Genomic DNA, 12,996 nt, shown 5'->3' on the forward strand with positions numbered 1-12,996 from the left:
GGAAAGTCCCGAAGATAATGAATGATATCCTGGCAATGGCGGGGAGCTTCGTACTTCCTTCTCGACGGCAAAGGCATTACCCACGGGCAGTAAAAAAGAAGCCGCAACGTTATACGTTGCGGCTTCCTCAAAAGCTTAACTGACAAGCATTAGGCGATTTATCGCCCCGTTTTTTTATGTTTGTCTGTTCGTCGTTTACTTTTTCTTGCCGCCTTTGGCGCCGGTTTTCAACAGCTGGCGGAGTTTCTTCAGCTCTTTCTGGCTCAGAGGCTGTTCAATTTCTTCTTCGGTGCTTTGGTTGTCGATCTCGCCATGGTGCAGCTCATCCGCCTTTTTGGCCGGTTTTTCTGCCTTGGCGGCGGGCGCACTGAAGCTGCTTTCCAGGCGCTGGCACACTTCCACGCTCAACGAAAATTCGTTTTCAGCGGCGGCGGCGCGGATTTTTTCCTTGAGTTCCAGAGGAATTTTAATGGTAAGTGTCGATATCTCGCTCATTTTGAAAGCCTTTCTGCAGGAAGATGCCTTCAAGCTAAGCCACTGGCGATCGGGTGTCTAGTGTGTAATAAAAATTTAATATTTCTGTAACAAATAGGGGCGGGGGAAAACGCGGGTTTTTTAGGCGAGAAACAGAGGCAGGGCCCGAACGCGCGGGCCCTGTACCAGAAATGTTATTTGTAGATGATGGCGGTGCCGCTCAGCATGTTGTTACCACCGGCGGAGATGATGCGGTAGCTGCTGGCGCCTTGAGCGTCGGCCTTAGCGGCCAGCTTTTTCTCCAGGCTGCTGAGGGTGGTCGCGTGGCCTGCGGAAACGATGCCGGTGGCGGTCAGGTTATCGGCCTGCTGGCTGTTGACCGGTTCAGCGGCGAAGGTGGCGAAAGAGGTCAGTGCGATAGCAGCAGCGGCTGCAAAATATTTGATGGTTTTCATAGGTGACTCCAGTCTGTTTATTTAGGAAGGAAGCCATTCGCTTCCGATGGACTGAATAATAAAGCATCTGCAAAGATTGAAAATCTGATAATGCTGAGTAATTCATTCAAAATATCTGATTAACAATTTACGCATCTTTACGGCGTTTTACGCTGCGTGGTTTATCGCTGATGCGCTTTCGTTGACGCGCCATGACAAAGGTGAGAGGTAACATGACAGAGCGCCGCTGTGCGCTGCGGCTGGGATTTCTGCCCCCCGACATGTAGAATGCGGCGGTCAGTTTCGCGGGTGAGTCCCTGATTATGTCTATTTTAGAGAAGGTAGAAGAAATGAAGTCTGAAAATAACGCTAATAACAATGACTTAAAATCATCTCCAATCGTTGTGGCGTTAGATTACGCCGATAAGAACGCTGCGCTGGCGTTCGCCGACCGTATCGATCCGCAAGACTGCCGGCTGAAAGTGGGCAAAGAAATGTTCACGCTGTTTGGGCCGCAGCTGGTGCGCGATCTGCATGGGCGTGGCTTCGACGTGTTTCTCGACCTGAAATTCCACGATATTCCCAATACCACCGCGCATGCGGTCGCGGCGGCGGCCGAGCTGGGCGTTTGGATGGTCAACGTCCACGCCAGCGGCGGCGCGCGCATGATGACCGCCGCTAAAGAAGCGCTGGCGTCATTCGGGGCGGATGCGCCGCTGCTGATTGCCGTGACGGTGCTCACTAGCATGGAAGCGGAAGACCTGCGCGGCATCGGCATCGAGGCCAGCCCGGCGGAACACGCCGAGCGCCTGGCGCGCCTGACCCGCGACTGTGGGCTGGACGGCGTGGTGTGTTCGGCACACGAAGCTCAGCGGCTGAAGGCGGCCTGCGGGCAGGCATTCCAGCTGGTTACGCCGGGGATCCGCCCTGAAGGCAGCGCAGCGGGCGATCAGCGCCGTATCATGACGCCGGTGCAGGCACAGGCCGCCGGCGTGGACTACATGGTGATTGGGCGTCCGATCACCCAATCTGCCGATCCGGCCGCGACGCTGCGCGCGATCCGCGCCTCTTTGGCCTGAGGAGCCGCCAATGAATGACGATAACAGCCGCCTGGTGTATTCCACGGACACCGGCCGTATCAAGCAGGAAGAGGTTAAACCGCAACGCGCCAAGGGTGACGGCATCGTGCGCATCCAGCGTCAAACCAGCGGCCGCAAGGGGAAGGGCGTGTGCCTGATCGCCGGTGTCGATCTGGATGACGCTGCGCTCGACAAACTGGCGGCCGAGCTGAAAAAGAAATGCGGCTGCGGCGGTTCGGTGAAAGACGGGATCATCGAAATCCAGGGCGATAAACGCGATCTGCTCAAGCAGCTGCTGGAAGCCAAAGGCATGAAGGTCAAACTGGCGGGCGGTTGAGCTGAATCGCCATACCGCGGTGCAATGCCGCGGCATGGCTTGAGGTTGTTGCTGCCGGGGGTTAGCCCGTTAACGGCAAAAGAACCATAGACTTAAAGTAAAACAGACCTGAAATCATCGTTATTCTGGTTAATACGTCAAAGCGCCGAGGCGCTTTTGCCAGCCTGTTGGCCGAGGACGCTCGGTCAGGTTATTTGCCAACCTGGTGACCGATAATGCCCCCCACCGCAGCCCCACCCAGCGTGCCCAACGCGCTGCCGTTGGTCAGCACTGCACCGCCGACTGCACCGGCACCGGCACCGATTGCGGTGTTGCGATCGCGTTTGGACATGTTGGAACAGGCGCTGAGTGAAAACGCCAGAGTCAGTGCCAGAGCGGCGGTGGCGAAACGTTTATTGATAATCATCATAATGACTTCTCCTTAGCATTGGCTATATGGAAGTGCCCTATAAGTATAGGCGTTAACCATAAATCAGGCCTGCCGTTGGTTCCCATACAGTATCGATATAAAAAATGGCATTTTTTGTTAAAAGCCGAATAATTAGCAAGTTACGGCCCAAAAGTTGCCGAAACTGAGTATAGGTTTCTCGGGAAGGATAAACAGGTAAATAGTCTTAAAATCCCGCTGCGCAGGGGGAAAGGCGCGCGGCGTGGCCCGCGCGGCGCGCTTGGTATGATGGGGGCCCGCGTTAGTCGTTGACCAACTCCACCTGTATGCCCTGGCGTTTCAGCTGATGCTGATACTCGAGCGCCAAGCGCGAATCGGTGATCACCCGGCTGATCTGGCCCGGCTGCGCCAGCGGGTTGGGCTGGATCTGGCCGAATTTGCTGGAGTCCGTTAGCACGATATTCTCCACGCCCTTGGCCAGCACTGCGCTGACCACGTCGGCGCGCATCATGTCGCGGCCGGTAAAGCCGGTTTCGGCCTGAAAGCCGTCAATGCCGATAAACGCCTTGTTGAAATGCACCTGCTGAATGCACAGCCGCGTGAGTGGGCCGACCACGGTCTCGCTTTTCTTCTGGTACATGCCGCCCAGCACAATCACGTCGCAGTCAGTTTCTTTCAGCAGGTTGGCGATGTAGTGGCTGACGGTGATCAGCGTAATGCGCTTGCGTTCGGCGATGTAGCGCGCCAGCAGGGCGTTGGCGCTGCCGCTCTCGATAAAGATCGTCTCGCCGTCGTTGACCTGCGCGGCGGCATACTGCGCCAGCCGCTGCTTGAGAGTGAAGTTGGACATCATGCGGGCGTCGACGTCGTCGCTCTCCAGCGCCACGGCGGAGCCATGTACCCGCTTCAGGTAGCTGCGCTTTTCCAGCAGGTTGAGATCTTGCCGGATGGTGACTTCCGAGACGCCCGAGGCGCGCGCCAGCTCATTGACGCTGATCCGCCGGCGATCGTTAACCAACTGCAATATGGTCTGTTGTCGTAAATTCATATCGGCCTGATGATGCGGCCGCCAAGGTGCGGCCGCTAAGAGTCAAAGGTTTAAAGAGTATGTTCTGTGCGCGCAATAATATCATCCTGCGCCTCAGGGGATAATGCGGTAAAGAAGGCGGAATAGCCAGCTACGCGAACCACTAAATCACGATATTGGTCAGGGTGTTGCTTCGCTGCCAGCAGCGTTTCGCGCGACACGATGTTGTACTGCACATGCCAGCCGCGATAGCTCTCGAAGAAGGTGCGCAACATCAGCATCAGCTTTTCCCGATCGCGTGGGTTGTCCAGCGTCGTCGGGTTCAGCTTTTGGTTGAGCAACACGCCGCCGAGGATCGCTTCGGTCGGTAGCTTGGCGAGCGAATTGAACACCGCCGTCGGCCCCAGGTGGTCGGTGCCGGACGCCGGGCTGGCGCCTTCCGCCAGCGGCTGGTGCGCCTTACGGCCATCCGGGGTCGCCAGGGTGGCGGCGCCGAAGGGCACGTTGGCTGAGATAGACGACGTACCGGAGTAGTAGCCGCCGCCGATCGGCCCGCGGCCGAAGCGGGTGTTGCGATACTGCTTCAGTTCCTCGATGTAGGTTTGGTAGGCGCGCACCAGCAGCCGATCGACGTCGTCCACGTCGTTGCCGTATTTGGGCGCGGCGTTGAGCAGCCGCTGGCGCAGCTGTTCGCCATCCAGCCCGGCGAAGTCGTCGGCCAGCGCCGCCGCCAACTGCTGCTGGCCGATTGTCCCTTGCTCGAACACCAGTTTGCGCACCGCCGCCAGGCTGTTGCCGAGGTTGGCGATGCCGACCTGCAGGCCGGAAACCCAGTCGTACTTGGCGCCGCCTTGCTTGATGCTTTTGCCGCGTTCGATGCAGTCGTCCACCAGCGCGGAACAGAGGATATCGTGGGCGTTCTCCTCCAGCACGCTGTCCACCACGCATTCGACCTCAATTGACTTGCGCGTGTAGTAACGGATTTGCCGATCCCACGCTGCCATCACCTGCTCGAAATCGGCGAAGTTCCCTTTGGACAGCGCCTGTTCCTGCGGCAGGAAAATCTGCCCGGAGGTGGCGTCGCGGCCCTGTTCCAGCGCCGCCAGCAGCACGCGGGCGAAGTTGATGAAGCTCATGCCGGTGCAGCGATAGCCCCATTTGCCGCCGACGGCGGTCTCGATGCAGCCGATGGCGGCATAGTCGTAGGCGTCCTGTGGCTCAACCCCCAGTTTGATGAACTCGGGAATGACGATTTCGTCGTTGTTGAACGCCGGCATGCCGAAGCCGCAGCGGATCACCTGCACGCAGGCGTCGAGGAAATCGGCGCTCATTCCGGCGTGGTAACGCACGCTGAGGTTGGGCTGGGTGGAGCGCAGGCGGCCGCAGGACTCGAGAATGGCGTAGGACAGCGGGTTGACCGCGTCGCACGGCCGGCCGTCGATCAGTTTTTGGCCGCCGATGGTGACGTTTTGGTACAGCGGGCTGCCGGCGGAGGCCTTGGAGTGCGAGCCGGAGCGGATCTTGTTGACCTCCAGCAGCTTCAGCCAGCAGCTGTGCAGCAGCTCGATGGCGTCTTCCCGCGCCAGGTTTTGCTCCAGCTCGACGTCGCGCCGATACCAGGGATAGAGATATTGGTCGAGACGACCAAAGGAAACCGAATGGCCGTTGGATTCGATCTGCAACGTCAGCTGGATGAAATAGCACAGCTGCAGCGCCTGCCAGAAGGTCTGCGGCGGACGATGGGCGATCAGATCGCAGTTGTCTGCGATAGCCAGCAGCTCGGTGCGCCGCCAGTCGCGGGTTTCGCGTTGCGCCATGTCGCGCGCCATGCGAGCGAAGCGCAGGATGTGCTCGCTCAGCGCCGCCAGTACGATGTCGATGGCGTTGAGAAACTGCGCTTTGTGCAGATCTTCCCATTCGGTCAGGTGCAGGCGGCTGCGGCGCGCGTTCACCTTTTCACGCAGGCCGTCGAGGCCTAGCGCCAGCAGCAGCGGGAAGTTGACCGCCAGGTGGGCGTCGCCGGAGGTCATGTTGCCCTCGGCCTTGATGATGCCGGTGGCCAGCAGCGCCTTCTGTTCGTCGGTAAACATGCCGTAGCAGCGATCCTGCACCGTTTGGCCGCGCCACCAGGGGCAAAGACGGTGCAAAATCGCCTTGTTCTCTTCGCTGACCGAGAAGCCGGCGCCCGGCCGGTCGGCCAACTGGTCGATCTCGTTTTCTATCCAGCCGACGGTGTATTCGGGGAAGATCGGCGCGGCGCGCAGCTCACTGGCCTGGTTGCCGATGATCAGCTCGTCGTTGGCGATCCAGATACTGCGCTTCGCCAGGTGGTTGGCCAGCGCCAGCGCACGGCGCACCGGCAGCGGCCGATCCTGATGCTGTTGATAGGCTTCGGTATAGTGCTGCGCGCGTTCGGTGCACACCGGCGGTTTGACGATGTGGATCAGCGCGTTCTTATGCGCCTGAATACGGGCGCTGAGGGTGGTCAAATCCAATGTGGTCATGGCGTTATCCTCGCAAAATGGCGGTCAGGCCTTTGGCGCCGGCGTACGCTTCGGCGAAGGCCAGCAGATCGGGCGCGTCCAGCGGCGTGCGGGCGGCGCGGTAGGGCTCGCCGAGCAGGTGATACTTGTTGATGCCCAGCGTGTGGTACGGCAGAAAATGGATCTCCGATACGCCGATCTCGTCGGCGGCGAAGTCGACAATCGCGCGGACAGAGTGGCGATCGGCGTTGAAATCGGGGATCAGCGGCACGCGCACGGTCATTGGCACGCCGTGCGCCGCCAGCCGGCGAAAATTGTTCATCACCCGACGGGCGGAGCCGCCGGTCCAGGTTTTGAAGCGCGCTTCATCGGTGTGTTTGAGATCGGCCAACAGCAGATCCAGCCAGGGCAACGAAGGAGCGATGTAGCGCCAGGGAACGTGCAGACAGGATTCGACGGCGGTGTGGATGCCGGCTTCGCGGCCGCGCCGCAGCAGCTCCGCCGCGATTTCCGGCTGCATAAAGGGTTCGCCGCCGGACAGCGTTAAACCGCCGCCGCTGCGCAGGTAGAAAGGCTTATCCCGCATCACCTCGGCCATGATATCGTCGGGGTTGACCGCGCTGCCGCACAGGCTGAGCGCGCCGGTCGGGCAGGCGGCGGCCAGCGCCGCATAGTCGTCTTTGCTGATGACGTCGCGCCGCAGCGTCAATGCTCCCTCGTCACGCCGCAGGCCTTGCGGGCAGCGCTCGGTGCACAGCGTACAGCCGCTCAGGCACAGGCGCTCGTCAAACAGCAGATCCGCGTGGCGCGAGCGGCTTTCCGGGTTCTGACACCAGTGGCAGCTCAGCGGGCACCCTTTTAAAAAGACCACGCTGCGGATGCCGGGGCCATCATGGGTCGAGTAGCGCTGCAGATTGAAGAACATGAGTCACCCGTTTGGCGTTGCTGAATCTTTCGCCATTAAAGATGTTTCGAATGAAAGTTGAATTGATTTTGGTCAAAAGTTGACAGGGTTTTTGCCCTATGATGATCAGAGTTTGAATCCGTCCACAGAACATGACACAGGAGTCCGTGATGGAGCTTTATCTCGATACCGCCGATGTGACTGCGGTAAAACGCCTGGCGCGCATTCTGCCGCTGCACGGCGTCACCACCAACCCGAGCATCGTGGCGAAGGAAGGCAAGCCGATCTGGGAAGTGCTGCCCGCGCTGCGCGACGCCCTCGGCGGCACCGGCAAGCTGTTCGCGCAGGTGATGGCGGCCGATGCCGAGCGCATGGTGGCGGAGGCGGCGCTGCTCAGCCAGCGCGTACCGGGGCTGGTGGTGAAGATCCCGGCAACCGCCGAGGGGCTGGCAGCGATCAAGAAGCTTAAAACGATGTCCATTCCGACGCTGGGCACGGCGGTATACGGCGCCGGGCAGGGGCTGCTGGCGGCCTTGGCCGGGGCAGAATATGTGGCGCCTTACGTCAATCGGCTAGATGCGCAGGGCGGCGACGGTATCGAAATGGTGCACGAGCTGCAGCAGCTGCTGAGCCTGCACGCGCCGTCGGCGCAGGTGCTGGCCGCCAGCTTTAAAACGCCGCGCCAGGCGTTGGAATGCCTGCTGGCGGGCTGCCAGGCCATCACGCTGCCGGTGGATGTGGCGGAGCAGTTCCTCAGCGCGCCGGCGGTGCAGGCCGCGGTCGAGAAGTTCGAGCAGGATTGGCAGGGGGCTTTCGGCTCCACGCTGCTGGGTTAAAGCCTGGCCAGTAAAAAGGGCGCCGCGGCGCCCTTGCTGGATGACTGAAACGCTTAGCTGCGGCCGGTTTCTTCCCTAAGCACGGCGCTCACCTCGTGCGCCGTCGGCTGTTCGGTACGCAGCGCCCGGCGGATCGCGAAGAAGGCGGCGATCAGCATGGTTACCGCCACCAGCATAAAGAACCCGCACAGCGCGGCGTTGATTTGGTTGCTGAACACGATGGTCTCCATGTCTTTCAGCGATTTGGCCGGCGCAATGATCGTGCCTTGCTCAATGCCGGTGGAGAATTTCTTCGCCTGCGCCAGGAAACCGATGCTCGGTTTCTCGTGGAAGATTTTCTGCCAGCCGGCAGTCATGGAGGTCACGAACAGCCAGGTGGTCGGCAGGATGGTAACCCAGGCGTAACGCTGTTTTTTCATCTTGAACAGCACCACGGTGCCGAGGATCAGCGCCATCGATGCCAGCATCTGGTTGCCGATGCCGAACAGCGGCCACAGGGTATTGATGCCGCCGAGCGGATCGACCACGCCTTGATACACGAAGAAGCCCCAGCCGGCTACCGCCACCGTGGTGCCCGCCAGATTGCCGAACCAGGAACGGTTGTTGGCCAGCTGCGGCACCGCCACGCCCACCAGATCCTGCACCATAAAGCGGCAGGCGCGGGTACCTGCGTCGACGGCGGTCAGGATGAACAGCGCTTCGAACAGAATGGCGAAGTGGTACCAGAAGGCCATCATCGCCCGGCTGTTGAACACCTCGCTGATGATGTGCGCCATGCCCACGGCGAAGGTTGGGGCACCGCCGGCGCGCGACAGGATGGAGTTCTCACCTACTTCTTTGGCGATCAGCGCCAGCGTTTCCGGCGTGACGATAAAGCCCCAGCTGTTAATGACCTGCGAAGCATTTTCCACCGTGGTGCCGATCAGCGCCGCCGGTGAGTTCATGGCGAAGTAAACGCCCGGATCCAGCACCGAGGCGCAGATCAACGCCATGATGGCGACGAAAGACTCCATCAGCATGGCGCCGTAACCGATAAAGCGAATGTGGCTTTCGCGTTCCACCAGCTTGGGCGTGGTGCCGCTGGAGACCAGCGCGTGGAAGCCGGAAATGGCGCCGCAGGCGATGGTGATGAACAGGAACGGGAACAGGGCGCCGGCGAACACCGGGCCGCTGCCGTCGATGAAGCGCGAGACCGCCGGCATTTTCATCTCCGGCATGGCGAAGACGATGCCGATGGCCAGGCCGATGATGACGCCGATTTTCATAAAGGTGGAAAGGTAGTCGCGCGGCGCCAGCAGCAGCCACACCGGCAGCACCGAAGCGACGAAGCCGTAGATCACCAGCACCCAGGTCAGGGTGGTGCCGTGCAGCGTGAAGAACGGCCCCCAGTAAGGATCTTGCGCCACGTTGCCGCCGTAAATAATCGCCAGCAGCATCAGCACGAAGCCGATCACCGAGATTTCAGCGATCTTGCCCGGCCGGATAAAGCGCATGTAGATGCCCATGAACAGGGCGATCGGGATGGTGGCGGCGATGGTGAACAGCCCCCACGGGCTGTCGGCCAAGGCTTTTACCACCACCAGCGCCAGCGCCGACAGGATGATGATCATCACCCCCAGCGCGCCGAGCATGGTGATCACCCCGGCGAACGCGCCCAGCTCTTGCTTGGCCATTTCCCCCAGCGAACGTCCGTCGCGGCGTGTGGAGATGAACAGCACCAGGAAATCCTGCACCGCGCCGGCCAGCATAACGCCGACCAGGATCCAGATGGTTCCCGGCAGGAAGCCCATCTGCGCGGCCAGAATCGGCCCCACCAGCGGCCCGGCGCCGGCGATGGCGGCGAAGTGGTGGCCGAACAGCACCCATTTGTTGGTGGGCACGTAGTCCAGGCCGTCGTTGTGGCGTTCTGCCGGGGTCAGACGGCGGTCGTCCAGTTCAAAGACCTTATCGGCAATGAACCGGCTGTAGAAGCGGTAGGCGATGCTGTAGCAGGCGACGGCGGCGACCACCAGCCAGACGGCGTTGACGTGTTCGCCGCGGCTGAGCGCCAGCATGGCGAAGGCGAAGGCGCCGACCAACGCCACCAGCAGCCAGATAAGTCCTGACCTGATGTTTTTCATGAAACAACTCCTTGGCGTACAGAGGTAAAAATCGACGTTGTTATTAGGAATGACGTTTTAACAGTAGAAGTTTTGCCGCCGAACCGCGGCAGGTCGGATGAGAAATGTGAAGCAGGTGGGGTTTTAGTGTAAAAACAACGTGATGAAACCGCGTTGGCGCAGGCTGCCGCCCATGCAACCCCCGGCAGTTATTCATTCTGCATTTTCACGGCGCGTACAGCGAATCATCGTCGTTTTTTATTCGGGCACGGCGTCTGGCGAATTATTATTTTATCTGTCGAGGCGTGCCGAAATAAAATCATCCGTGCCGTGTTATACCTTTATTTCAACCCGCAGGTTTAATCATTCATAAAATAAATAATAAAGTCACGAAAGGAATTTAATTATGATAAATAAAATCATCGAAGGGTATTTACCGCAGCTCACGGCCATTCGGCACGATATTCATCAACACCCTGAACTGGGTTTCGAAGAGTTTCGCACCAGCGATCTGGTGGCGGATTATCTGAATTCGTGGGGCTATGAGGTGCACCGCGGATTGGCGGGCACCGGCGTGGTGGGCACGCTGCGGGTGGGCGACGGCGTTAAACGCCTCGGGCTGCGCGCCGATATGGACGCCTTGCCGATCGAGGAGAACAACGGCAAGCCCTGGAGCAGCAGCGTGGCCAACCGCATGCACGCCTGTGGCCATGACGGCCACACCACCATGCTGCTCGGTGCCGCTCGTTACCTGGCGCAAACGCGCAACTTCAACGGCACGCTGCACCTGATTTTCCAACCGGCGGAAGAGATGCTGAACGGCGGCGCGCGCATGGTCGAACAGGGGCTGTTCGAGCGCTTCCCCTGCGACGCCATCTTCGCCATGCACAACATGCCGGGGATGCCGCTCGGCGAGTTCTTCTTCCAGCACGGCCCGTTTATGGCCTCGATGGATCAGTTCAACGTGCGGGTGCAGGGGCGCGGCGGCCACGGTGCCATTCCGCAGCTGACGGTCGATCCGGTGCTGGTGGCCTCGCATATCACCGTCGCGCTGCAGAGCATCGTTTCGCGCAATATCGATCCGCTGGAGGCGGCGGTGATCACCGTCGGCAGCATCAAGGCCGGTGAGGCGGCCAACGTGATCCCGGACAGCGCGGAGATGAAGCTCAGCGTGCGCTCGCTGGATCGCCAGGCGCGTGCCACCTTGCTGGCGCGCATTCCGGCGCTGATCGAAGCGCAGGCGGCAAGCTTCGGCGCTCACGCGGTGGTGGAACACGTTAACGGCACGCCGGTACTGGTCAACGACGAAGCGATGACCCGTTTCGCCCACCGCGTGGCGCAGCAGCAGTTCGGCGATGACCGCGCACACTACGGCGCCCGGCCGCTGATGGGCAGTGAAGATTTCGCCTTCATGCTCGATGCGCATCCGCAGGGCTGCTACCTGATCATCGGCAACGGCGATGGCGAAGGCAGCTGCATGGTGCATAACCCGGGATATGACTTTAACGACGGCTGCCTGGCGGCCGGCAGCCAGTATTGGGGAGCGTTGGCGGAAGCGTATTTAAAATAAACTCGAAAATAATAACAGGGAAGGTAATGATGAGTGAAAATATGGCTGAAACCCAGGCGGCAATAATATCGGCCCCGAAGGCCGGCGGCAAAAAGGTCATATTCGCCGCCTCCTTCGGCAATGCGCTGGAGTTTTTCGATTTCGGTATTTATAACTTCTTCGTTATTTACATCAGCGTATTATTCTTTCCGCCGTCCAGCGATCCGCATCTGGCGTTGCTGTTGGCGTTTGCCACGTTCGGCGTCAGCTTCTTCATGCGGCCGCTGGGCGGCATTCTGATTGGCGCCTATGCCGATCGCCATGGCCGCAAGCCGGCGATGATCCTGACGATTTCCTTGATGAGCCTGGGCACGGCGATGATCGGTTTTGCGCCGACCTACGCCAGCGCCGGCTATTGGGGAACCGTCACGCTGGTGGCGGCACGCCTGATCCAGGGCGTGGCGGCGGGCGGCGAGGTGGGGGCATCGATGTCGTTGCTGGTGGAGTCGGCGCCGCCCAACCGGCGCGGCTTCTATTCCAGCTGGTCGCTGGCGACGCAGGGCATCGCTACCGTGGTCGGCGGCGTCACCGCGCTGGCGCTCAGCGCGGCCTTGCCGGTGCTTTCCGGTGAGCCGAACGCTATGGCTGAGTGGGGATGGCGCATTCCTTTCTTTATCGGCGTGGCGCTGGCGCCGCTCGGTTGCTGGCTGCGCCTCGGGTTGGAGAGCGATCGGCCGTCGGTGTCGCGAGCCCACGAGCCGCCTGCGCAGTTGCGCCAGCACTCGCGGGCGGTGGTGCTCGGCGTGATGTTGACCATCGGCGCGACCGTCGCCACTTACATCTCGATGTATTATCTCGGCACCTACGCGGTGAAATACCTGGGGATGGCGCAGGCCTACGGCTATGCCGCGATGCTGCTGGCGGGCCTCGTCACCTTCGGCGGCAGTCTGCTGGTCGGGCACTGGTGCGATCGTTACGGCCGTTTGCCGCTGATCCGTGGGTCGCGGATCGCGATTCTGATCGTGGCCCTGCCGGCATTTTGGTGGCTGAGCGCGGTACCGCATCCGGCGGTGCTGCTGCTGATTGTCGCGGTGCTGGTCGGGTTGACCACGCTCGGTTCGGTGCCGACCATGCTGATGATTTCGGAGCTGTTCCCGCAGCGCATTCGGGCGCTGGGGTTTGCCTTGGTCTACAGCCTCGGGGTGGCGATCTTCGGCGGCTTCGCCCAGTACATCGCTTCGCAGTCGATCGCGCTGAGCGGTTCGCTGCTGGCGCCCGCCGTCTATCTGATGCTGGCGACGCTGGCTTCGCTGGCGGTGCTGCCGCTGCTGCGTGAAACCGGCGGCGAGCCGCTGCGCTAGTCGAAAAAAAACGCCGGCGGTTTTC

Annotated in this window: 12 protein-coding genes; 5 read left to right on the forward strand and 7 right to left on the reverse strand. The window is 60.7% G+C overall.

The window, feature by feature from the left end; translation table 11 throughout:
- Positions 1–195 precede the first annotated feature (195 nt).
- Together AWX27_RS00005 and AWX27_RS00010 are read right to left on the reverse strand one after the other, a co-directional pair.
- Positions 196–495 carry an Arc family DNA-binding protein gene (locus AWX27_RS00005; RefSeq protein WP_038876228.1) on the reverse strand — a complete coding sequence of 100 codons (300 nt, stop codon included), beginning with the start codon at positions 493–495 and terminating at the stop codon, positions 196–198.
- A gap of 173 nt (positions 496–668) precedes the next feature.
- Positions 669–929, reverse strand: a complete 261-nt coding sequence (locus AWX27_RS00010; RefSeq protein ID WP_049200066.1) for a multiple stress resistance protein BhsA — start codon at positions 927–929, stop codon at positions 669–671.
- A gap of 329 nt (positions 930–1,258) precedes the next feature.
- Here AWX27_RS00010 and pyrF point away from each other — a divergent pair, with 329 nt between their 5' ends.
- Together pyrF and yciH are read left to right on the forward strand one after the other, a co-directional pair.
- A complete protein-coding gene (gene pyrF, locus AWX27_RS00015) occupies positions 1,259–1,987 on the forward strand; it encodes an orotidine-5'-phosphate decarboxylase (RefSeq protein ID WP_042705513.1) in 729 nt (242 codons plus the stop codon).
- 10 nt (positions 1,988–1,997) lie between these two features.
- On the forward strand, positions 1,998–2,324 hold the full coding sequence (yciH, locus tag AWX27_RS00020) for a stress response translation initiation inhibitor YciH (RefSeq protein WP_060418537.1): 327 nt from the start codon (positions 1,998–2,000) through the stop codon (positions 2,322–2,324).
- Between the two features lie 190 nt (positions 2,325–2,514).
- Here yciH and osmB read toward each other — a convergent pair whose 3' ends face one another.
- The 4 genes from osmB to AWX27_RS00040 form a co-directional block, all read right to left on the reverse strand.
- Positions 2,515–2,733, reverse strand: a complete 219-nt coding sequence (gene osmB / locus AWX27_RS00025; RefSeq protein ID WP_004930634.1) for an osmotically-inducible lipoprotein OsmB — start codon at positions 2,731–2,733, stop codon at positions 2,515–2,517.
- Positions 2,734–3,013: 280 nt separating this feature from the next.
- Complete coding sequence (locus AWX27_RS00030) at positions 3,014–3,760, reverse strand: DeoR/GlpR family DNA-binding transcription regulator (RefSeq protein ID WP_038876236.1); 747 nt, start codon at positions 3,758–3,760, stop codon at positions 3,014–3,016.
- 50 nt (positions 3,761–3,810) lie between these two features.
- Positions 3,811–6,243, reverse strand: coding sequence for a formate C-acetyltransferase/glycerol dehydratase family glycyl radical enzyme (locus AWX27_RS00035; RefSeq protein ID WP_060418540.1), 2,433 nt, complete (start codon positions 6,241–6,243; stop codon positions 3,811–3,813).
- Positions 6,244–6,247: 4 nt separating this feature from the next.
- Complete coding sequence (locus AWX27_RS00040; RefSeq protein WP_060418543.1) at positions 6,248–7,147, reverse strand: glycyl-radical enzyme activating protein; 900 nt, start codon at positions 7,145–7,147, stop codon at positions 6,248–6,250.
- Positions 7,148–7,296: 149 nt separating this feature from the next.
- Between AWX27_RS00040 and fsa the strand changes: the two genes are divergently transcribed.
- Positions 7,297–7,962 (forward strand): fructose-6-phosphate aldolase, encoded by a 666-nt coding sequence (gene fsa, locus AWX27_RS00045; protein ID WP_060418544.1) that lies wholly within the window; start codon positions 7,297–7,299, stop codon positions 7,960–7,962.
- A 53-nt stretch (positions 7,963–8,015) separates the two neighbouring features.
- Here the strand turns inward: fsa and AWX27_RS00050 are convergent, their stop codons facing one another.
- A complete protein-coding gene (locus tag AWX27_RS00050) occupies positions 8,016–10,082 on the reverse strand; it encodes a carbon starvation CstA family protein (protein ID WP_060418546.1) in 2,067 nt (688 codons plus the stop codon).
- Positions 10,083–10,467: 385 nt separating this feature from the next.
- Here AWX27_RS00050 and AWX27_RS00055 point away from each other — a divergent pair, with 385 nt between their 5' ends.
- Both AWX27_RS00055 and AWX27_RS00060 read left to right on the forward strand, forming a co-directional pair.
- Positions 10,468–11,631 (forward strand): M20 aminoacylase family protein, encoded by a 1,164-nt coding sequence (locus AWX27_RS00055; RefSeq protein ID WP_060418549.1) that lies wholly within the window; start codon positions 10,468–10,470, stop codon positions 11,629–11,631.
- 29 nt (positions 11,632–11,660) lie between these two features.
- Complete coding sequence (locus tag AWX27_RS00060) at positions 11,661–12,971, forward strand: MFS transporter (RefSeq protein ID WP_060418553.1); 1,311 nt, start codon at positions 11,661–11,663, stop codon at positions 12,969–12,971.
- The last annotated feature ends 25 nt before the right edge of the window (positions 12,972–12,996 follow it).

The organism is Serratia sp. 2880STDY5682894, from assembly GCF_001537385.1.
Classification (GTDB): Bacteria; Pseudomonadota; Gammaproteobacteria; order Enterobacterales; family Enterobacteriaceae; genus Serratia; species Serratia nevei.